This is a genomic window from Streptomyces sp. NPDC005263, from assembly GCF_042872365.1.
Taxonomy (GTDB): Bacteria; Actinomycetota; Actinomycetes; order Streptomycetales; family Streptomycetaceae; genus Streptomyces.
In genome coordinates, this window is record NZ_JBIAKJ010000005.1 from 188,909 (window position 1) to 210,365 (window position 21,457).

Below are 21,457 nucleotides of genomic sequence, written 5' to 3' on the forward strand. Positions count from 1 at the left end.
CTCCGCTGCCCCACTGCTCCACTCGAGAGGGACCCCCGTCATGGCCACTCCCCCGAAGGCGTCCACCAGCCAGGAGATCTGGTTTCTCACCGGCAGTCAGGGCCTGTACGGCGACGACGTGCTGCACCAGGTCGCCCATCAGTCCCGGCAGATCGCCGAGAGACTGGACGCGGCCGAACGCGTGCCGCTCCGGGTCGTGTGGAAGCCCGTCCTCACCGACACCGACGCGATCCGCCGGCTGTGCCAGGAGGCCACCGTCTCCGACGACTGCGTGGGGGTGATCGTATGGATGCACACCTTCTCACCGGCGAAGATGTGGATCGCGGGGTTGAGTTCGCTTGACCGGCCGGTGCTGCATCTGCACACCCAGTACAACCTGTCACTGCCTTGGTCCAGCATCGACATGGACTTCATGAACCTCAACCAGGCCGCCCACGGCGACCGCGAGTTCGCGCACATCGAGGCACGGCTCGGCGTCGACCGCAAGATCGTCGCCGGTCACGCCACGGACCCGCGGGTGGTGGGCCGCGTCGCGGACTGGGCCCGTGCCGCCGCCGGCCGTCAGGCCTCGCGCACCCTGCGCCTGGCGCGGTTCGGCGACAACATGCGCGACGTCGCGGTGACCGAGGGCGACAAGGTCGAGGCGCAGCTGCGGTTCGGGTTCTCCGTGAACACCTACGCCGTCAACGACCTGGTGGCGGTGGTGGACGAGGTCGACGACAAGGCGGCCGCCGAACTCGCCGACGAGTACGTCGAGTCGTACGACGTCGTTCCCGCCCTGCGCCCCGGCGGCATCCGCCACGACGCGCTGCTGTACGCGGCCCGCCAGGAACTCGGCCTGCGCGCGTTCCTCACGGACGGCGGTTTCACCGCCTTCACCACCAACTTCGAGGACCTCGGCGGCCTGCGCCAGCTGCCCGGCCTGGCCGTCCAACGCCTGATGGCCGACGGTTACGGATTCGGCGGCGAGGGCGACTGGAAGACCTCCGCCCTGCTGCGCGTCATGAAGGTCATGGGCCTGGGGCAGCCCGGGGGCACCACCTTCATGGAGGACTACACCTACCACCTCGGTCCCGGCACCCCCCGCATCCTGGGGGCCCACATGCTGGAGGTCTGCCCCTCGGTGGCCGCCGCCCGCCCCCGCTGCGAGATCCACCCCCTCTCCATAGGCGGCCGCGAGGACCCCGTCCGCCTGGTCTTCGACGCCTCCCCCGGCCCCGCCCTGGTGGTCGGTCTGGCGGACCTCGGTGACCGCTTCCGCCTGACCGCGAACGCCGTCGACGTGGTCGCCCCCAGCCAGCCACTGCCCCGCCTGCCCGTGGCCCGGGCGGTGTGGGAGCCGCGCCCGTCCCTGGCGGAGTCGGCCGAGAGCTGGCTGCTGTCCGGGGCTCCGCACCACACCGTGCTCAGCTCGGCCGTCGGCAGGGAGACGCTCGCGGACTTCGCGGCGATGACCGGCGTCGAACTGCTGATCATCGACGAGAACACCACCACCGAGCAGTTCGCGAAGGAAATCCGCTGGAACGCCGCCTACCACCGACTCGCCCAGGCCCTCTGACGCATGATCACCACGGAAGGAGACGACCGATGACCGTGCGACTCGGCGACGGCTTGCGGCAAGAGGTACTGGACGCGAACCTCGCGATCCCCCAGGTCGGCCTCGCGACCTTGACCTGGGGAAACGTGAGCGGAGTGGACCGTGAGGCCGGGGTCTTCGTCATCAAGCCCTCCGGGGTCCGCTACGAGGACCTCACCCTCGACCACCTGGTGACGGTCCGTCTCTCCGACGGCGCCGTCGTCGACGGAGACCTGCGCCCCTCCACCGACACCGAGACCCACCGCTGTCTCTACCTGGCGTTCCCGTCCGTGGGCGGCGTCACCCACACCCACTCCACCCACGCGGTGGCCTTCGCCCAGGCCCGCCGCGACATCCCCGTCCTCGGCACCACCCACGCCGACACCTTCAACGGCCCCATCCCCTGCACCCCCGACCTCACCGCCGAACAGTGCGCCAAGGACTACGAGTACAACACCGGCCGCGTCATCGTGGACATGCTCGACGGTGACGACCACCGGGCGACCGAAGTCCCGGCCGCCCTCGTCGCCAACCACGGCCCCTTCACCTGGGGCGGCTCGGCTCGCAAGTCCCTGGAACACGCGATCATCTGCGAGGCGGTCGCCGACATCGCCATCCACACCCTCGCCCTGGCCCCGGCCTCCCCGCCGCCCCGCCACCTTCTCGACCGCCACTACACCCGCAAGCACGGCCCCGATGCCTACTACGGCAACCCGGACATGCGAGCGGTCCCCCAACTCCCCCACCTCACGGTGCCCGACGCACCATGAGTGCGCGGTCGACTCCGGGCTACGGCATCAAGGGTGGGGCCCAGAAGGTGGCCCCTCAGCGAACCTTGTCGGGAGCTCCTCGTCCCGCCTCCCGAAGTCTGCCCCTGGTTCTGCCCCTGTGGACCTCTCTGCTCCGGGCCCCGGTCGGGTAAGAGGGAAGGGCGCTCGTCGAACGAAGAGGAACCCGTATGCGTATCCAGGCACCGAAACGGTCGAGCGTTGACCGCGCCGGCCAAGGTCCCGCGTCCCGGTCGGCCGCTGCCCCGCCCCCGCTGCTCGCCCTTCAACGGGCCGCCGGGAACGCCGCGGTGACCCGTGCGGTCCAGCGGGCACGGGACGAGCAGCGCCCCGAAGGGCAGCAGAGCGAACCCGAGGGGCGCGGGGCCGAGCAGATCGTGGCACCCTCGGCCACAGCCCGCCTGGCGGGGCTGCTCGCCGGCGGCAACGCCGGGATCGGAACCAAGGACATCCGAGCAGTCATCCACAAGCGGGTACGTGGTGGTCCGAGGTTCACGGACGAGGAACTTCAGGCGATCAAAGCCACGGAGTCCGAGAACCCCAAGTGGCTGAAGAGCGTGGGCATCTGCTCCCACGCCGAGGCGGAGGCGTACATCAAGGCGGGCGATTTCGGCAGCTGGCTGAAGCAGCCAGAGGGCAAACGCCTGCTCGTGGCCACCCTGCGTTGGCAGCAGGACATCGACGATCGCGGCGAGGGCAAACCACCGGCCAAACCCACCCGATCGGACTACCAGCTCGGCCGCCACATGGCCATGCATGCCGACGAAACCCCGCAGTCCGAGAAGGATCAGCTGACGGGGGAACGGAACGAGCAGATCTTCCAGACCTTCGTCAAGACCCTGCTCCCACCCGGTATCAGCGACGACGTACCGCACGCCGACAAGCACCGGGAGCGGGTCGAGCGCGGCACCGAACTGCTGACCAAGATCTTCCTGATCCTGAAGGAAGGGCTGAAGGTCTTCAACCCGGAGGCGGGCGTCCACGAGGACTTCGAGGGCGATGTCGCCCACGCCCTGGCCTATGGCGGGCGCGTCAACATCCGCATTCCGCAACTGGCCGACGGCCAGCACGGTTACGAACTGCCCCAGTGGCTCCACATCACCAAGGACGACCGGAAGCCCTGGGAGCCCAGATCAACGCCCGCGAAGCCGGTGTACCGGCGCGGGTTCGGCACGCATCACATGGAGATCGCCGACAACGAAAAGGACGGCACGCGGGGCAAGTTCGTGGAGAAGGGCGAGATCGGAGCCACCGTTCAGAACTGGCTCGATCCCCACAGCCACCTCTACGGCCTGCCGACGGCCATCGGAGGCATGGGGAACAAGGACTTCCACGGCGACACCATCCTCCCGAACGAGTCGTACGGGCACGTGTTCATGGGCTACAAGCCGCCGACCCGCAAGCGCGACGGCGCACTTCAGGTCGGTATCGAGACCGCCGGGCCGGGCGGCAAAACCCCCGACGGCTACGAACACGGCCTGACGAGCAGTGAGAAGAACAACAACCCCGTGAGCCAGTTCGGCGGCCACAAAGACGACAAACTCGGCGCCAAAGCCCCGCTCAGCGCGAGCCAGCGCCATGTCGACCTGAAGGAGTTCGGCGACTGGGTACAGAGACTTAAAGACCTGGAGAAGGCCTGGAAGAACGAATGGGCCAAAGCGAAGACCGCCGAGGAACGCGCGGCTCTGTACCGGGACCTGATCGGTAAGCGGAGCAGCACTGGATAAAAGGTGTGGCCCGGGCTGTTCGCTGCTCGGTACGGTCGCGGCCATGGCGATCGTGGAGGCTCCGGGATGGTTTGTTCGACGTACCGGCACGGGTGATGCGGTTGGGCGTGTGCGGCGTGCACGACGGACAGGGTCCGTTCCTGATGAGCCGCAGATGCCCCAGCCGTCCACCGCATGAAGAGCACAGCGGTGTCCAGCTTCGCGACCGACGGATGGATGCTGGTCGTGGCCGGTTCGTCACCGGCGTGGCTGCGGCCTTCATGGCCCCCGCCGCCATGTCGATCATCACGACCTCGTACCCCGAGGGGCCGCAGCGGGACAAGGCTCTGCTGGTCTTCGCCGGCGTCGGCGCCGGCGGCTTCTCACTGGGCCTCGTCATCGGCGGGCTGCTGACCGAACTCGGCTGGCGCTGGGTGTTCTTCGCCCCGGTGTTCCTGACCGGCGCCATCCTGCTCGCGGCGCTCAGGCTGCTGCCGGCCGAGGCCCGCCCCGAGCCCGCACAGCGCGGCTATGACCTGGTCGGCGCTGCCACCGCCGCCGCGATGCTGCTGGCCTACGCCATCGTCCGGCTCGAACACGGCGGCGAGGGGCTCGGGCCGGCCCTCGGCGCCTTCGCCGCCGGGTGGGCGCGTTCTTCGGCTTCCAGTTCATCGTCACGCTCTACTTGCAGGAGCTGCGCGACTGGTCCTCCCTGCGGGCCGCGCTCGCTCTGATCGTCATGGGCTGCGACGCCGTGCTGGCACCCACCCTCACTCCACGCCTGGTGAACCGCTACGGCAACGGCCGGGTGATCTTCGGCGGCTTCCTGCTGGCGATCGTGGCCTACGGGCTCTTCCTGCCCGTCGAGATGACCGGCGTGGAGTGTGGCCGAGGAGGAGCAGGGCCTGGCCGGCGGGCTGCTGTACACGTGCACCCAGTTCGGCTCCGCGGTCGGGATCTCCGCGGTGACCGCGGTGTACGGGGTCGCCGCGGCGGGCGCCGATGGGTCACCGGGCGCGGTGCTGGACGCCTACCGCACCGCGCTCGTCGTCCCGGTGGTCATGGTGCTGCTCGGAGCGGCCGTCTCCGCGTTCGGTCTGCGGGGCGCCAGGCCCCGTTGAGGCGCGGGCCTTACGTCAGGTTCAGGTCGGTGTACAGCAGGTGGTGGTCCGAGTACGGAGTGGATCGCACGCGGTGCTCGATCGGGGCGATGCCTCGCAGGAAGACGTAGTCGAACTTGCTCTGCCAGTCGGTGGTCGGCTCGCAGGTACCGACGGGCGAGGGATGACACTGCGGGTCCGTGTCCGCGGCCAGTTCCCACATGGGGGCGAGTTCGGGAGCGTCCGGCACGGCGTTGAAGTCGCCGAGAACGATCGCACGGTCGTGCCGGGCGACTTCTGCGGCGAGTACGCCGGTCTGCTCCGCTCGGACGGATTCTTGACGCCGTTGGGCGAGGTGTGTGTTGAAGACCCGGACGGACCGGCCGTCCACCATGGTGGTGACTGCCATGTACCCGCGGTCTTCGGATCCACCGTCGGGGTATTCCACGTCGACGCGGTCTGTCATCGGGGCGGCCGAGAGGAGCGCCTGGCCGAAGCCTCCCGGGCTCCACGGCGCTCCCCCGCAGCGGCCCCAGTTCCGAAGAACCGACCCGTACGCGACGTGGTACACCAGACCGTAGAAGCGCTTCAGATAGTCCCGGATCCTTTCGACGTCACGAACGCACGTCTCCTGCATCCCGATGACCTGGGGCGCGTACGTGGCTATCTCCGCTGCCCGGTCGACGTTGCTCGCCTCGCAGGGGTTGCAGATGTTCCACGTCATGACCCGGTTCGGTACGACATCCGTGACGGCGTCGACGGGCAGCGACCTGACGAAGAGGGCACTGCTCGGTGCGCTGGGGCCCACGAGCACCACGCAGGCCACGGTCATGGCGGCCGCGAGCAACCGCGTACCCCTTGCGAACACCATCGCCTCCTCGTTGTCGACGCACATGGCATCTGACGTCTCCAAGCACGAGGTTATGGGACGGAGTTGGCAGCGACACACGCTTCCGCTCCTTGGTCGGGGGCCACCCCAGTGGGAGGCGCCTCCGGCAGCCCCGGTCGGCTCGCCGACGCGGCCGACCACACCGATGGGGTGACGCCCACGTCTCCGGGTCAGTGGTGGTGGCCGTGCCGACCGAGGGTCTCCACGGGGGTCACGCCGGGCCGGGTCCACTGCGGCACGGGTCGGCTGGTCGGGCCCCAGGTGGCGACGCCGTCGGCGTCCGTGCGCCAGTACCAGCAGGCCTGGCCGCCCTCGGACGGGTACCCGGTGCGGACATCGCCGATCACGGGCCGGCCCTCGGGGTTGTCCTCCCACGCCTCGCCGCGGCCGTAGGGCGTCATGTCGAGCAGGGCGAGGGAACCGTTGACCGCTTCGTTGCCACGGCCCGTCGTGGAGTAGGTGAGGAACACGCGGTCACCGTCGCGCAGGAAACAGATGATGTGGCCCATTTCTCCGCCGACCGGCGCGTCCACGCCCCGCACCGAGTACCAGGGCTGGGTGTACCCCATGAACTCGACATAGGAGGACACCTCGTCCCAGGGGCCCGTGGTCAGGACGGCGAACGAGACACCGCGGGCGTTGAGGTAGACGGCGTCCTTCACGTGCCAGGCCGTGGTGGTGCAGCCCTCGCACTGCCCCTGGTGCGGCGCGCCGTCGTACCACATGTGCTGGTAGACCACGAGCTCGTCGCGGCCCTGGAACAGGTCCAGGAACGGGACCGGGCCATCCGGTCCGACGACTTCGACCGTCCCGTCGATTTCCACCATCGGCAGCCGGCGACGGGCCGCGGCGATGGCGTCGCCCTCATGGGTGTGGGCCTTCTCCCGGACCAGCAGCTCGTCACGGGCGGTCTGCCAGGTGGCCAGGTCGACGACGGGCGGGCGGCCGGGCAGCGCGCTGGTCGGGTCGTCCGGTGTGGTCGGCATGGTGTCCTCCATGGTGTCTCGTGCCGGGCAGCGTCGTACGACGCCGCACGACGGTCACAGACACAGACTCCCGACCCGGCCGAAACTCATCGCGGCAGCCCTGAGCCTGCTGGGCGGTGGCCCTCAAGCAGTGAACACCAACCACTGGTAGGTTTTGATGCTCAGCTTCCGCGCCGGACCGACTTCTTCGAGGAGAGTGAGCGCACCCGTGGGTCGAGCGAGAGCGCGTGGGCCGTACGCCAAGACGCCGGCCCGCCGAGCGGAGATCGTGCGGGCCGCACGCGACAGCTTCGCCGAGAACGGCTACACCAAAGCCTCCCTGCGTGACATCGCGGAGCGGGCCGGTATCACCCACGCCGGCCTCCTGCATCACTTCCGCAACAAGGAGGAACTCCTCGCCGAGGTGCTCGCCGACCGGGACGCCGAGGAATGGCAGCACGGCCTGGAACAGGTCGACGCCCCGGACCAGCTCGCGCCCTACCTCGCCGAACTCATCCGCCACCACCAGAACGCGCCCGAGCTGATGCGCCTGTGGATCGAACTCGCCGCGGCGGCTTCACGGCCGGATCATCCCGCCCACTCGTACTTCGTCGAACGATACGAACGCGGGCGCACCGAGTTCGCCGAGGGATGCCGCGGCAAGGACGCCCGCGGCTCGCTGCGCGAGGGTGTCAGCCCCGAGAGCGCGGCGGTCCTGTTCCATGCCGTCCTCAACGGGCTCCAGTTGCAGTGGGTGCTGGACCAGGACCTCGACATCGTCGGGCCCGTCACCGACTTCGTCCGCCTGCTGTTCGACCACGACGACGACCGGGCGTGAGCTGATCACGACGCCTCGCGAGGGCCTTCCCGTCCTTGCGGCCCTGCCGTCCACACAAGTGGTCGGCACACCCCGGAGCGAGCCAAGGTGACCACCTTCGCCTCCACCCATGCAAATACTTGGCTAGCCACACGATCGCTGCTACGGTAATCGTGTGGCTAGCCACGCTTTCTCTTGAACGTCCCCCGCAGAACTGAGGAGACCCATGGGTGTGCCATCAGAGGGGGCCACATTGCCTTGGAGGAGCGACCTCATGTCCCACAAGAACGCTCAATCGAAGGACCCCCTCATGTTGAACTCTCTGTGGACGCCGACCAATCTCGGCGGCCTATCTCTGCCGCACCGCCTGGTCATGGCCCCCATGACCCGTGACCGCTCCACCCCTGAAGGCGTACCGACCGAGCTGAACGCCGAGTACTACGCCCAGCGGGCCTCGCACGCGCTCGTCATCACCGAGGGAACCCAGCCCTCCGCCGACGGCCAGGGCTACCTTCTGACCCCCGGCATCCACAATGACGAGCAGATCGCCGGGTGGCGCAAGGTCACCGACGCCGTGCACGCGGCCGACGGCCGGGTCGTCATCCAGCTGATGCACACCGGACGCATCGCCCACCCCGACAACACCCCCCACGGCCGCCAGCCGGTCGCCCCCTCGGCGATCCGCCCACAGGGCGCGATGTTCACCGCGTCGGGGCCCCAGGAGATGCCGACCCCCCGCGCTCTGTCGACGCGGGAGGTCGCGGCGACCGTCGACGACTTCCGCCGCGCCGCAGCGGCCGCCGTCGCGGCCGGCGCCGACGGCGTGGAGATCCATGGCGCCAACGGCTACCTGGTGCACCAGTTCCTGTCCGACAACACCAATCAGCGCACCGATGGCTACGGCGGCTCGATCGAGGGCCGCATCCGCTTCGCCGTCGAGGTCGCGGCCGCGGTGGCCGACGAGATCGGCGCCGAGCGCACCGGTATCCGTATCTCCCCCGGCAACCCCTACAACGACATCGCCGAGTCCGACACCGCCGAGCTGTATCCGGCGCTCCTGGACGCCCTGCGCCCTCTGGACCTGGCCTACCTCCACGTGCTGCACGCGGGCGACGAGGAGCTGCTGGGCGCTCTGCGCGCGCTGTGGCCGACCACGCTGATCCTCAACCGGGCCGGCACCGACCTGCCCGCCCGTGCCAAGGACATCGACCGCGGCACGGCCGACCTCGTCTCCGTCGGCGCCCTCGCACTCGCCAACCCGGACCTGGTCGAGCGGCTACGCTCTGGCGCGCCGCTGAACACCCCCGACCCGGAGACCTTCTACGGCGGAGGAGCGGCGGGCTACACCGACTACCCCACCCACACCGTCTGAGGAACCGAACCATGCCCACCCCCGAACCCCGCATCCCCACGACGGCCGGCGCAGGACCGATGAGCTACGCGATCTTCCAGCTCGCCCGCGCCCACCGCGCCTACGCCGCCGCCATGCTCCGCGACATGGATCTGCATCTCGGACAGGAACTGCTGCTGATGCAACTCCTGGACCGGGACGGCCAGACCCAGTCCGAGCTGCTCGACAGCGTCGGCCTGGACCACTCCACCGTCTCCAAGTCCCTTCGCCGCATGCAGGACGCCAGCCTGCTCAGTCGTGAGCCGGCCGCACATGACCGGCGCGTCATGGTGGTCCACCTCACCGACAAGGGCCGGGCGATGCGCGAGCCCCTGGCAGACATGTGGCGGGCCCTGGAGGAGACCTCCGCACGGGACCTCTCGGCCCAGCAGGCGGAGTCCTTCGTCCGTATCGCCTACGCCATCACGGACGCGCTCAACAGCCGCCCGCTGCCAGGGGAAGAGTCCGAGTAACTCCCCTCGGCTTGCAGCCCGGTCCGGCCTGAAGGGCACATAGATTCCGGCGCCGGGTGAGCGGAGCCGGCGGATGTGGCGCGACCCCCGCTCACCCCGATACGTCAGGGAGAACGGGCTGAGCGGGGCCTCAGCGCCATGGGCAAGCGCGAGCTGTCCCGGGGCGGGCAGGCGGACTCGTCCGAGGGAAAGGCTCCTGCGGACCGGCGGTGACCCGCGCGGCAGATCCGCCCATCACCGGCCCGCCCCAGAGCGACCCGGGCCCGACGGCGCCCACGTCTGCGCCACCTGATCCCCCCTACTCCTGACCTGATGGAAAGTGAGACCCCCATGAGCACCACCCTCCCCGTCCTCGTCGTCGGCGCGACCGGCTCCCTCGGCGGCAAGGTCGTCGACGAACTGCTCAAGCGCGGCAAGAACGTCCGCGCCCTGGTCCGGCCGACCACCGACGCGAGCAGGCTCGAAAGCCGGGGTGTCGAGATCGCCCGCGGTGACATGCTCGACCTCGACTCGCTCGTCGCCGCCATGAACGGCGCCGATGCCGTCATCACCACCGCCGCCGGCTACACCCGCGGCGGCAAGAACGCCAACGACATCGACACCATCGGCAACGCCAATCTCGCCGAGGCCGCCCACCGCACCGGCATCCGGCGGTTCGTCCTGACCAGCATCCTCACCAGCGACAAGACGCCCCAAGTCCCGCACTTCTGGCACAAGAAGCTCGCCGAGGACAAGCTCGAACAGCTCGGCGTCCCGTTCGTCGCCCTGCGCCCGGGGGCGTTCCTCGACCAGGTCGCGAGCATGGCGGGCGACCCGGTCGACAAGGGCCGCATGGTGTGGATCGGCAAGGCCACCGTCCCGCTGACCTTCGTCCACACCTCCGATCTCGCGGCGTACCTGGCTGCCGCCGTCGACGCCGAGGCCGACAACGCTGAGCGGATCGACATCGGTTGGGACCGTCCGGTCAGCATGCGAGAGGTGGCCGACGTGATGGGCCGCCGGGCCGGAAAGAAGATCAAGGTGCTGGCCGTCCCGTCCGCCGTCGCCCGCGCCGCAGGAGCCGTCGCCGGCCGCTTCATGCCCCTGATCAAGGACCTGGCTGCGATGTTCCGCTGGTTCGAGACCGGCCGCTACGTCGCCGACCCCCGCCGCCAGGAGCAACTGTTCGGCCCCGTCCCCACGGCCGAGGAGGCCCTCGCCCGGTTCACCGACGAACTGCGCACCGCACAGCACCGGTGACGGGCCCGGGTCCCACCCCTCGGCCGCCCGGCGGCCTGACCAGGACGCCTCTGGCCTCAGGCCGGCCAGGCAGTCCGGGCGCTGGGCGATGACGTCGCCTCATGGCGTCTCAGTGGCCGACCAGTCGGCGTCCGCCGGGGTTCGGGACCGTGCGAGGATCGCGGCGTGAATGACTTACAATTCCGCCTCGCCCACGACTCCGACCTCGCCGCTCTCGTTCGCCTGCGCGACGACGCTGCCCGCTGGATGCTGGCCCGGGGCATTACCGGCCAGTGGCAGCCCGGCGAGCTGGCCGAGGACCACTTCCGACGGATCATGGCCGATGGCGAGGTCTGGCTCGCCGAGGCCGACGGCCGTGTGGCCGGGGCCTGGGAACTGTGGTGGGAGGACGAGGCCGCCTGGGGGCCGCGAACGCCGGTGGCCGGGTACGTGCACCGGCTGATGGTGGACCACGGCACCGTCCGGCCGGGGACGGGGCGTCTGCTGTTGCGAGCCGCGGAGCAACGCGTGGCCGCGGCAGGGCGCACGTTCGTGCGTCTGGACTGTCTGGCTAGCAACGCGCGCCTGAACACGTACTACGTGGACGAGGGTTACCGGGTCGTCGGCCACAAGGCGGGCAAGCCGCAGCCAGGCGGTGAACCCAAGTCGTTCACGCTCCTCGAGAAGAACCTGCGGGCAGGCCACGAGCGCCGAACACCCCTGGTGGAGCTGCGGGCCTCGGGCATCCAGGCCGATGCCCCTAGGGGCTCCTGACAGGATCTTGTTGGCGTCCCGCACATTGACATCGCCCGGCAACTGCCGCCCATGGAGCGGGGGTTCGGATCCGGCTCGGACCTACTGGCGGTGGCTTGAGGGGCGGCCCGCCTCGACCGTGCTGGCCATCGACGGGGCCCCGGTCACAAGAAACGCCGTGACCGGGGCCCCAGGATCAGCTACCGCCGCAGCCGCCGGCCACCGTCAGTTCCGGTACCGGAACACGATGCGGCCGCGTGTCAGGTCGTACGGTGGGAGCTCCACCAGCACCCGGTCCTCCAGCATGATCTTGATGTAGTTCTTGCGGATCTTCCCGCTGATGTGCGCGAGCACCTGGTGGCCGTTCTTCAGCTCCACGGTGAACATGGCGCTGCGCAGGCACTCGACGACCCTGCCCTCGACCTCGATGACGTTCCTGTTCTTCGTCATCGCACCAGCTCCAGGTTGCTGCTCATCGGTCGGGCGCCGATGCCCTCGAACAGCGCCGAGGCTGCCTGGTTGGACTCCTGGACCTCGGTCCAGGCCTCGGCGAACCCGGAGCGGTGCAGCGTCCCCAGCGCGTGGGCCAGCAACGCCCGCGCGATGCCGCGGCGCTGCTCGTCGGCCCGGACCGCGAGCAGACCGATGCGCGGCCGGATCGGGATCACCACCCGGATCAATCCCAGGTAGCGGTCCGGCGTCGCGGCCACCGCGTACTTCGACGGGTCGACGACGGTGTCGCCCTCGGGGAGGGCAATCACCTCCGCGGGCATCGACTGCCACCCGACGGTCGTCTCGACTTCGTCACGGATCGCGCGGTCCACCGCTCGCAGCAGACTCTCGTCCACCTGACCGGCGGGCACGATCGTCACGCCCGGAGGTGGCAGTACCGCTTCGAGCCCTGTGACCCGTGGGTCGGTCGGCACGACGTACTCCCACTCGCGGCGCCGCACCGTGAAACCGGCCCGCCGCCAACCGGCCGTCAGCTCGACGTCGGCTTCGTCGACCACCGTGTACAGCGGCGCCGGCAGTTCCGCCAGCATCACCTCGGCGAGCTGGTCGAAGGTGGCCTCGTGCCAGGCGTCGATGCTGACGAACAGGCGTCCGTCGGGCCGGTGCTGGGCATGCCCGCGCCCGACCACCAGGTCGTCATCCAGCGCATGCCATTGCCTGTCCGCGACGCGCGTGATCATCACCGCGTTCTCGCTCAGGCCAGATGTGAAAGGCTTCGTGTTCATCGGAGTCTCCCTCCAGGAGTGCCTCGATCTCAGGCGCTCCTGGCGACACCGAACGTCAGCCGCCGGACCGTGACGGGTTGAGGGAGCACCCATGGGTAACTGTGTTCACGGGTCTCACCTCCCTACAACGACTTCACGGTCCATCAGGACCGTAGCAGCGGGGCGCCGCCTGACTCAAAGCCTTTTCCTGAACTGGTGGAGGGGGGAGAAAAGGTCTGCTCCGCCACGTGGCGAAGCTGCCTCGACAAGGTCCCGTTACAAGCTCCATGACGCGAATATCGGACTATCTGACCTATTGCGCGGGAGTTAAGTACCTTCCGTGGATGGGCATTTGGCTGAGGAGAGTGTGTTTTTCTCCGGTGCCCGGTCCGGGGCCGGTCGCCTGCTCGCTGCCGGCCCATGCGGTGGAGCAGACATTTCCGTGCGGGAGGACATCCTCCTGCCTGTCTCAGGGAGTGTCATGTTCACCTTGGCATCGCCATCGCCGCAGCCGGTCCAGGCACGCGGTTTCAGCTTCAGTACGGCGTTCGCGGCAGGGGCCTCCATTCCCGTGGGCGTCATGCCCCAGGGAATCGCCCTCACGCCCGACGGGGCCCGCGCGTATGTGGCCGACCGGGGCTCGAACACCGTCAGTGTGATCGACACCGCCACCGACACCGTCATCGCCACGATTCCCACCGGGGCCGGTCCCACCTTCGTGGCCACCAGCCCTGACGGCACCCGGGCGTATGTGACCGTCAACGACGCCGGCCTCCTCAGCGTGATCGACACCGCCACGAACGCCATCGTCGCGGACGTCGCCCTGGGGGCCGGGGCAACGGTGGTGGCCCTCACCCCGGACGGCGCCCGCGCCTATGTGACGGTGCAGCAATCGGACACGGTGAGCGTGGTCGACACCGCCACCAACACGGTCACCGCGACCATCTCCGTCCCGGGAGGACCGATCGGCCTGGCCATCACCCCGGACGGGGCACGCGCCTACGTCGCCGGTCTGTCCACGAACTCGGTGAGCGTGATCGACACGGCCACCAACACGGTCACCGCCACGATCGCCGTCGGCATCGTCCCCATCCTGCTGTCGGCCGCCCCCGACGGGGCGCATGTCTACGTCACGAACGTCGGCAACTCCACGGTGAGTGTGATCGACACCGCCACCAACACCGTCGTCGCGACCGTCGGTGTCAGCGCCCAGCCGCGTTTCCCGGCGGTGAGCCCGGACGGTACCCACGCGTACGTGGCGAACGCCGAGCCGGACACGGTGAGTGTGATCGACACCGCCACGAACACCGTCGTCGAGAACATGGACGTCGGGGACGGCCCCACCATCGCCGCGTTCACCCCCGACGGGACACGCGCCTACGTGACCAACACGGACGCCGGCACCGTCGGTGTCATGGCTACGACCGTGATCCCCGACCAGGGATCCACAGCGGGCGGCACCACCGTGACACTCACCGGCCACCACCTCGCCAACGCCACCGCCGTGCACTTCGGCGCCGCTCGGGCCGTCGTCACCGCCAACACCGCGAACTCCCTGACCGTCATCGCCCCCGCGGGATCCGGTGCCGTCCCCGTCACGGTCACCACCGCGGGCGGCACCGGCACCCTCGGCCAGTTCTACTACCGGCCCGTCCCCACCCTGACGGACATCAGCCCCGCGGCAGGCCCCGTCGCCGGCAGCGACCAGGAAATCGTCATCACCGGCCGCGACCTCGCCGGAACCCTCGATGTCTACTTCGGGCCCACCCGGGCGGTCATCCAACAGGTCTCCGACACCCAGCTCACCGTCAGGGCCGCCGAGGCCCCGACGCCCGGTCCCGTCGCGGTAACCGTCATCACCCCCGGCGGCAGCGCCCACGGCCTCTCGTACGCCTACCTCAGTCAGCCCACCCTCACCAGTGTCGATCCCGGTTCGGGACCGGTCACCGGCGGCACCCAGGTGAACCTCACCGGCACCGGTCTCACCGCCACCGACCAGGTCACCTTCAACGGCACCCCGGCGACCTTCGCCGTCGTCTCCGACACCACACTCACCACCATGTCCCCGCCCACCGGCTCCGAAGGCCCCGTCCCCGTGACCGTCACCGGCCCCGGCGGCACCGCCACCGCATCGTTCACCTACGTCTCCGAACCGGACGTCTGACCCACCAGGCCTCGGGGCGGCGGTGGACGCGGCTGGAGGACTGGGCAGCAGATGCAGGCTCCCTGAACTACGGGGTGCTCTGGATGTCCTGGTCGCGAGCACGTGTTGGTGCCTGCGACGAGGACGCCGGTATCGGCAGACGACGGCCGTAATACGTCATCACCAGATGCTGGGCGCCCAAGGTGATACCGAGGCCGAGCCAGAGGGCGTTGCCGTTGAACGGCTCACCGAACGCCGCTTCCGCGATCGCGCCGAGCCCTAGCTTGACGACGATCGTTGCGAGCCACAACAGCAGCGTCACCTGGCCGCCCTTGCGGTACAGCCGTCCGTCTGTGTCCCGCCACACGGGCATGGTGCGGCCGCGTAGGACCCCGGCAACCATCGACACGACCAACCCGGCGGCCAAGAACGCGACCCCGGCCGAGGTCGTACGGCTCGGGCCTGGGGGGACACAGCCGCGCACGATCAGGAGGGCGACCCACAGATACGCCAGCGACCGGACCCGCCGCACGGAGAACTGGCTCACCACGACCACGGTGGTGACGCCGACGATCAACAGCAGACCAGACGTCATTGGGGTGCGGACCCTCCAGACAGGTGGGTGGCGAGTACGGAAGACAGTGCGGCACGGAACGCGGTGTCGTGCGCCGGGTCGGCCGGATCGTGCCCGAGCCCGGCCAGCCAGGAACGTTTGCCGAGCGCGAATCCGTATGCGGCTGACAGCGCCAGTAGCACCACAGCCTCGATCCGATCCCGGTCCGGCCGGTCCGTGTCGGGCAGGACGAGCCGAATACCGGCCTCGATCGCGTCGACCAACTCCGACAGCCCCTCCGAGGACATGCCAACGTCCTCGGAGTGGAGGCTGGACCAGGCGAACAGACGCACGTAGCGCTCGTCGGCGAGCGTCTCGAACAGCACCCCGGTCATGCCGTCCGCGTACGGTACGCCGTGATCGGCACGCATCCGTTCGCGGATCCGTTCCCGCTGCCGCTCGTTCTCACGCTGCAGTACGGCCCGGACGAGCGCTTGGTAGGTACCGAAGTAGTGGGTCACCAGGCCGTGGGAGATACCGACGGCCTCCGCCACCCGACGCAGTCCCACGCCGTCCGGCCCGTACTGGGCGATCAACTCGGCGGCGGCGTCGAGGATCTCCTCCCGCGCCTGTTCTGGCGCGCGTCTGCGCCGTTGCCCGGTCACGTTTCCCCCTATTGGCAGACTTGACAATAGCCTGTCGGCAAGGGCGGCAACAGATGGCGGCATGGCCACTGCAACCGCCCGGGTGCGCGCTGTCGACCCCTGACGGCCTTCGAGGGAGGCCCGCACCTACCCACCCACGTGTTACCTTCCCTACATTTCCTATCGATTTACTAGGGAAGCGTTGACTCGCGCCCAACAGGTGCGCAGGATGGTGCACATGGCTCACACGCAGCAACGACTCGTTCGTCGTCGGCATGTCGACTTTGGTCACGTCGTCAGCGCCGCCTGCTGTCGCGTGTAGGGCACGCCACCTCGGCCTCACCTACCCGGAGTTCGGGCTCCTCGCCCATCTGGTTTCGACCACATCGGCGACGGCCGCACGTGCCCGACCAGCAAGAGGGCCCCGACAACACGCCGCCCTGCCACCGAGCTTGAGGAGACCACCGCCATGGGCGTTGCCACTGCGCCGTCCGGACCGGCCTCGGAATCCGACCGGACCGGGCCCGGCCGTGCGCACTGGCTGCGCGTGGCCCGCGAGACGGCGGACGACCTCGCCACGGACGCGGTGGCCAGGGAGCAGGCAGGCAAGATCCCGTTCGGCGAGGTGTCCGGACTGCGGGAAGCGGGACTGCTGACGCTCCTCATACCGGCCGAGCTAGGGGGAGGCGGCGATGACTGGCTGACGGCGTACGCCGTCGTCCGGGAGATCGCCGCGGCCGACGGCGCGATCGGTCAACTCCTCGGCCATCACTACTTCCTGTCGTGGAGCGCCAGGTACTTCGCCGAGCCCGCTCTCGCCGCTCAGGTCGAGCGGCAGTCCGCAGCCGAACAGTGGTGCTGGGGTGGTGCTTTGGCCCCTCAGGAAATGCCGCTGACGCTGGCCAGGAAGGCCGGTGGCTATGTACTCGACGGTCGGCAGAGCTACGCCACGGGGGTCCTGGTCGCCGACCGTCTCGCCGTGCGGGCCGAGCGGACCGACACCGGCGAACCGCTGGCCGTGGTTGTCGATCCCGCCCGTCACGGCGTGCGGGTCGAGGGCGACGCCGACACCTTCGGCCAGCGGCTCGCCGCGGGCGGGAGCGTGGAGTTCGACGCCGTACCGGTCGCCGCCAAGGACGTACTCTGCTCCCTGTCCACGGACGAGGAGGTCCTGTCACCGCTGGCCGCCCTCGCGTCGCCGGTCGGGCGTCTCCTCTCCGTCCAGCTCCTCCTCGGCATGACTGAGGGGGTGCTCGCTGAAGCCCGTGAGTACAGCAGGGCGGGCCACTCACCCCGGCATCCCGCCTGGCCGGACAGCTCTCACCAGGACCCGCAGGTACTGACCGCCTACGGAGAACTCACCGTCCTCGCCCGCTCCGCCTCCGCACTCACCCAGCAGGCGCTGGAAGCCGTGCAGGGCGGCCTGGCATGCGGCGAGGCGCTCACCTACGACGAATACGCGGACATCTCGGTCCTCGTGTCCGTGGCCGAAGCCGCCGCCTCCAGGGCAGCGCAGGAATCCACCACCCGCGCCCTCGACATCGTCGGTGCCCGCTCCGCCTCCGCGCGGCTGGGCTTCGACCGCTTCTGGCGCAACGTGCGGACCCACACCTTGCAGGCGCCCGTCGCCCACCGCCTCCGCGACGTCGGGGACTACTTCCTCAACGGTGCGCACCCGCCCTTCGGCCCGCCTGTCTGAACGAAAACCCTGGAACGCCGGATCAGCGACACGACGCGCACGCCACAGGGCGCTCACGCGACCATGGTCTGGTGCGGATCTCAGCCAGGGCGTCCCGCACAAGTTCGCGGGAAGCCGGTCATTCCCGCGGATGTGGCGCCCCGTCGCCTGCCTACTTGATCAGGGCATTGGCGATAATGATCACCAGGCCGATCACCATGTCCAGGCCCCCTGCCAGGCACGAGGACGGCCATCCGTGTCCGGCGCTGCGGGCGGCCCAGGTGCCCCAGCCGAACAGGGCGACGGTGTTGAAGACCAGGGCCACGTCCACGGCCGTGGACTCCGCCCACCACCCGGCCACCGCGGCGAGCAGCATCGCCACCGTGGGCAGCACGGCGGCGACCAGGGGCCACTCGGCGAACACCAACTGCCGTCTGTTCGTCGTTGCCGCCCTGTCGCCGGACGCACGCTGGGCGATGACGTGCGCGTAACCATGAGCGGCGCCCGACGCCAGCGCGGTGAGCAGGACCCACAGCGCGTCCGCGCCGGGATCGGCCTTCTCGCCCGTCGCGTCCAGCGCGGCCGCCAGAGCGCTGGCCAGCACCAGTCCGTAGACGCCACTGAACAGTGCCTGCTCCGGCGGCCGGTGCTGCGCGATCCACCGTGGTGGGGCACTCTCAGGGCGGACAGGGCCGGCACGGTCGGGCATCGCATCGCCTCGGTGCGGAGAGGGGACTGGGTCCGGTCACTGCGGGCAGCCGGGGACGGCGCCGGGTGGGGCACACTGATCGGGCGTGTTGCCGATGACCGGGCTGCCGACCAGGCGGAACGTGCCCATTTCCTGGAACACGCCCCCACCCGACTCTCCGGCGGTGTTGTCCCTCACGGATGTGCCCACCAGCAGGACGGTGCTGCCGTAGTTCGCGATGCCTCCGCCGAATGTGGTGGCCGTGTTCCACGAGACGCTGCCGCCGGTGACCGTGAGGGGCCCGGTTGCCGTGTAGATGCCGCCGCCCTCGAAGTAGTCGGTCGTGTTGTCGCGGATCGTGCTGCCGTTGAGCACCGTGGAGCCGAAGTTGGCCAGCCCCCCGCCGGTGTAGGTCGCGTTGTTGTACTTGACCGAGCCGCTGGTGACGGTCAGTCGGCCCGTGGTGTCGACGTGGATCCCACCGCCGTCGGAGGCCTGGTTGCCCGACACGGTGGTGGCGGTCAGTTGCGCGGTGGCGCCGGACGCCACCGCGATACCGCCGCCGAGGTGCGAAGCGGTGTTGCCGGTGACGGCGGAGGCGACCAGGGCGAGTCGTCCGCGTGCCAGGATGCCGCCGCCGTCGGTGCCGGGATCCGCGGTGGCGCTGCCCCCGGACACGGTGATCCCCTGGAGCCTCAGGGATCCCTGGGGTGCGACTTCGGCGATGCGGAACGGTGTGGCCGAGTCGCGGATGATGGTGGCGGCACTGCCGTAGATGATCAGCTGTCCCGTGACGGTGGGAAGTCCGTTGGCCCCCTCGGGCCCGGATGTCTCGGCGGGAGCGGTGAGCGTGTAGGTGCAGCCGGCCGCGAGCATGATCACGCCGGAGCCGACGGTGTTGGCCTGGTTGACCTGTCTGATCAGCTCGGTGACGTCTCCGCACGGCACCGTGGCCGCTCGACGCGACGTGAGGCTCTCGGCGGTGGCGGGTGCGGCCAGGCCCGGCACCGATGTGCTCAGCAGCACGGCCAAGGCCAGGCCGCGCAGGGTCTTGACGGTCAGCACTGGTTGTCCTCACTTCGTCGGACGGGCGCTCCCGGCCCCGTGGGTCGTCGTCAGCAGTCCACTGTGATCGCGGGCGTCGGCCGTGCGCACCCAGTGGGATCCGGACGGGTGAGGGCGCGGCTCGGGGCGGCTCGGCGGGCAGCGCCTCCGCAACAGCCCGCACGTCTGTGCGTGTCAATCGGTCGCCTTCCCCCTCCTACTTGCCGCTCGTCGGCGAGCGGCCGTGAAAGATGCGTTGGGCCGTTCGTGTGAGTCGGGCCAGGAGGGGCTTGCTGCTGGCATAGCCGCGATGAATAACTGGAGCAGATCCGACCGGTGGGCTGCCCGTCCTCGCCGGGGGATGCGGCAGTCGGTCGGTCCACCCGCGGCGCTCTCCGGAAGAGTCCGGGTGCCCAGGCCGGCATACCGCGATGGGCACCCCCGGTGGGGAACCCGGATCCCGTTCAGCCGGTGCCGTCCGCGGCACCGGCTGACACGGCCCCGGATCACACCGTCAATCCGAGCCCTTCAACATCAAGCGTTGATGAGGACAAGCGAGCTATTCATCCCTCTTTCGAGTGAGGTGAGTTGACGGCTCTTGTCACTCGATCGGACCTATGAGTCACTGAGAGTGCGAACCGGCGGGCTGCCCATCCCGTGCCGGGGCATGGTTGAGAAGGGCAGCCCTTGCCGGTTATCTCTTTGCCCGGGGATGCCCGACGGCTGCTGCAGCTCCCACCCTGTGTGCGGAAGCAGCCGACTCTTCCCTCGCCCCGTGTCCGGTAACACCGACTGCTCCTCGATCGCCCGGGATGAGAGCAGCAGGCCTGCCTGTCGGCAGGGTTGGTCCGCAGACGCGGCAACCGGTGACCGGGGACCCTTTGCCGGTTCCTCGCAAGTCTCCATCATCCAGCGAGGAGTGCCCCATGCCCATTTCTCCGAATCAGGGTTCCACCGGCGGCGGAACGCTGGTGACCATCACGGGGACGAACCTGTCCAACACCAGTGCCGTGAAGTTCGGCACCAAGTCGGCGACCAACATCACCCAGGTCTCAGCGACCACGGTCACCGCCGTCTCCCCCTCCGGAACCGGCACGGTGGGCGTCACCGTGACCACACCCGGCGGAACCAGCAACCCGGTGTCGTTCTTCTACGTCGGCGCTCCGTTCAAGAGTGCCCTCGGAGCCACCTCAGGGCCGCTGGCCGGCGGCAACACCATCACCATCAACGGCACCGGTCTGTCGACGGCCACCAGCGTCTCCTTCGGCGCCGCGACCGCGACCCCCACCGTGGTCAGCGACAGCCAGCTCTCCGTCGTGGTTCCGGCGGGCGCCGCGGCCGGGCCGGCGGGGGTCAGTGTGACCACCGCCGGTGGCACCAACAACGGTCTGACGTACACGTACATCGACAACCCGACGATCACCACCCTCAGCCCGACCTCGGGCCCGACCTCCGGCGGTACGGCGGTCACCATCACCGGGACCAACCTCAGCAGCACCGAGTCGGTCACCTTCGACGGGGTCGCAGCCCCGTTCTCGGTGATCAGCGCCACCACGCTGTCGGCGGTCACGCCGCCCGGCATCGCGGGCGCGGTCGACGTAGTGGTGACCAACCCCGCGGGGTCGGCCACCGAAGTCGGCGGTTTCACCTACGTCGCAGGTCCAGGCATCTGATCCATCCGGCAGCCTTCGCGCGACGGAGGCGTTGAACCGCGTCCGGGCGGCGTACCCCTCACGCCGCCCGGGCGACGGGCCGTCCGCCGCCCGGAGGTGCCCCGACTCGCATCACGAGCGCGTCCTACCGAAGGAGGACAGC

The 21,457-nt window shown here is 69.6% G+C and carries 19 protein-coding genes and 1 pseudogene; 12 read left to right on the forward strand and 8 right to left on the reverse strand.

Annotation, left to right across the window (positions count from 1 at the left end; all coding sequences use genetic code 11):
* Positions 1-40 precede the first annotated feature (40 nt).
* From araA to ACFYRY_RS23565, 4 genes and pseudogenes are all read left to right on the forward strand, one after another.
* A complete protein-coding gene (gene araA / locus ACFYRY_RS23550; protein ID WP_389148886.1) occupies positions 41-1,558 on the forward strand; it encodes an L-arabinose isomerase in 1,518 nt (505 codons plus the stop codon).
* A 29-nt stretch (positions 1,559-1,587) separates the two neighbouring features.
* The gene (gene araD, locus ACFYRY_RS23555) at positions 1,588-2,346 is read left to right on the forward strand and encodes an L-ribulose-5-phosphate 4-epimerase AraD (protein WP_389148889.1); all 759 of its coding nucleotides are present in this window, start codon (positions 1,588-1,590) and stop codon (positions 2,344-2,346) included.
* Between the two features lie 308 nt (positions 2,347-2,654).
* Positions 2,655-4,091, forward strand: a complete 1,437-nt coding sequence (locus ACFYRY_RS23560) for a hypothetical protein (protein ID WP_389148892.1) — start codon at positions 2,655-2,657, stop codon at positions 4,089-4,091.
* 183 nt (positions 4,092-4,274) lie between these two features.
* Positions 4,275-5,191, forward strand: a pseudogene (locus ACFYRY_RS23565) (MFS transporter); the annotation flags it as partial.
* Positions 5,192-5,201: 10 nt separating this feature from the next.
* Here ACFYRY_RS23565 and ACFYRY_RS23570 read toward each other — a convergent pair.
* Both ACFYRY_RS23570 and ACFYRY_RS23575 read right to left on the reverse strand, forming a co-directional pair.
* Positions 5,202-6,065, reverse strand: a complete 864-nt coding sequence (locus ACFYRY_RS23570) for an endonuclease/exonuclease/phosphatase family protein (RefSeq protein WP_389150236.1) — start codon at positions 6,063-6,065, stop codon at positions 5,202-5,204.
* A gap of 164 nt (positions 6,066-6,229) precedes the next feature.
* Positions 6,230-7,045 (reverse strand): DUF899 domain-containing protein, encoded by an 816-nt coding sequence (locus ACFYRY_RS23575; protein WP_389148895.1) that lies wholly within the window; start codon positions 7,043-7,045, stop codon positions 6,230-6,232.
* 208 nt (positions 7,046-7,253) lie between these two features.
* Here ACFYRY_RS23575 and ACFYRY_RS23580 point away from each other — a divergent pair, with 208 nt between their 5' ends.
* The 5 genes from ACFYRY_RS23580 (at position 7,254) to ACFYRY_RS23600 (ending at position 11,696) form a co-directional block, all read left to right on the forward strand.
* Positions 7,254-7,862, forward strand: a complete 609-nt coding sequence (locus ACFYRY_RS23580) for a TetR/AcrR family transcriptional regulator (RefSeq protein ID WP_389148898.1) — start codon at positions 7,254-7,256, stop codon at positions 7,860-7,862.
* Between the two features lie 289 nt (positions 7,863-8,151).
* Positions 8,152-9,213 (forward strand): alkene reductase, encoded by a 1,062-nt coding sequence (locus tag ACFYRY_RS23585; protein ID WP_389148901.1) that lies wholly within the window; start codon positions 8,152-8,154, stop codon positions 9,211-9,213.
* 11 nt (positions 9,214-9,224) lie between these two features.
* On the forward strand, positions 9,225-9,704 hold the full coding sequence (locus tag ACFYRY_RS23590) for a MarR family winged helix-turn-helix transcriptional regulator (RefSeq protein WP_389148904.1): 480 nt from the start codon (positions 9,225-9,227) through the stop codon (positions 9,702-9,704).
* 330 nt (positions 9,705-10,034) lie between these two features.
* The gene (locus ACFYRY_RS23595; RefSeq protein WP_389148907.1) at positions 10,035-10,943 is read left to right on the forward strand and encodes an SDR family oxidoreductase; all 909 of its coding nucleotides are present in this window, start codon (positions 10,035-10,037) and stop codon (positions 10,941-10,943) included.
* A 165-nt stretch (positions 10,944-11,108) separates the two neighbouring features.
* On the forward strand, positions 11,109-11,696 hold the full coding sequence (locus ACFYRY_RS23600) for a GNAT family N-acetyltransferase (protein WP_389148910.1): 588 nt from the start codon (positions 11,109-11,111) through the stop codon (positions 11,694-11,696).
* A 204-nt stretch (positions 11,697-11,900) separates the two neighbouring features.
* Here the strand turns inward: ACFYRY_RS23600 and infA are convergent, their stop codons facing one another.
* Together infA and ACFYRY_RS23610 are read right to left on the reverse strand one after the other, a co-directional pair.
* Positions 11,901-12,125, reverse strand: a complete 225-nt coding sequence (gene infA / locus ACFYRY_RS23605) for a translation initiation factor IF-1 (protein WP_389148913.1) — start codon at positions 12,123-12,125, stop codon at positions 11,901-11,903.
* Entirely contained in the window at positions 12,122-12,913 is a 792-nt protein-coding gene (locus ACFYRY_RS23610) for a GNAT family N-acetyltransferase (RefSeq protein WP_389148916.1), read from the reverse strand. The genes infA and ACFYRY_RS23610 overlap by 4 nt, the downstream gene beginning before the upstream one ends.
* A gap of 559 nt (positions 12,914-13,472) precedes the next feature.
* On the opposite strand from ACFYRY_RS23610, the gene ACFYRY_RS23615 reads away from it, so the two are divergent.
* Entirely contained in the window at positions 13,473-15,056 is a 1,584-nt protein-coding gene (locus ACFYRY_RS23615) for an IPT/TIG domain-containing protein (RefSeq protein WP_389148919.1), read from the forward strand.
* A 67-nt stretch (positions 15,057-15,123) separates the two neighbouring features.
* Here ACFYRY_RS23615 and ACFYRY_RS23620 read toward each other — a convergent pair whose 3' ends face one another.
* Positions 15,124-15,630, reverse strand: a complete 507-nt coding sequence (locus tag ACFYRY_RS23620) for a hypothetical protein (protein WP_389148922.1) — start codon at positions 15,628-15,630, stop codon at positions 15,124-15,126.
* The gene (locus ACFYRY_RS23625; RefSeq protein WP_389148925.1) at positions 15,627-16,253 is read right to left on the reverse strand and encodes a TetR/AcrR family transcriptional regulator; all 627 of its coding nucleotides are present in this window, start codon (positions 16,251-16,253) and stop codon (positions 15,627-15,629) included. Before ACFYRY_RS23625 ends, ACFYRY_RS23620 begins: the two co-directional genes overlap by 4 nt.
* A 448-nt stretch (positions 16,254-16,701) precedes the next feature.
* On the opposite strand from ACFYRY_RS23625, the gene ACFYRY_RS23630 reads away from it, so the two are divergent.
* On the forward strand, positions 16,702-17,931 hold the full coding sequence (locus tag ACFYRY_RS23630) for an acyl-CoA dehydrogenase family protein (RefSeq protein ID WP_389148928.1): 1,230 nt from the start codon (positions 16,702-16,704) through the stop codon (positions 17,929-17,931).
* A gap of 151 nt (positions 17,932-18,082) precedes the next feature.
* Here the strand turns inward: ACFYRY_RS23630 and ACFYRY_RS23635 are convergent, their stop codons facing one another.
* Positions 18,083-18,619 (reverse strand): hypothetical protein, encoded by a 537-nt coding sequence (locus tag ACFYRY_RS23635; RefSeq protein WP_389148931.1) that lies wholly within the window; start codon positions 18,617-18,619, stop codon positions 18,083-18,085.
* 36 nt (positions 18,620-18,655) lie between these two features.
* Entirely contained in the window at positions 18,656-19,663 is a 1,008-nt protein-coding gene (locus ACFYRY_RS23640) for a right-handed parallel beta-helix repeat-containing protein (protein ID WP_389148934.1), read from the reverse strand.
* Positions 19,664-20,568: 905 nt separating this feature from the next.
* On the opposite strand from ACFYRY_RS23640, the gene ACFYRY_RS23645 reads away from it, so the two are divergent.
* Positions 20,569-21,315, forward strand: a complete 747-nt coding sequence (locus ACFYRY_RS23645) for an IPT/TIG domain-containing protein (protein WP_389148937.1) — start codon at positions 20,569-20,571, stop codon at positions 21,313-21,315.
* Positions 21,316-21,457 lie beyond the last annotated feature (142 nt).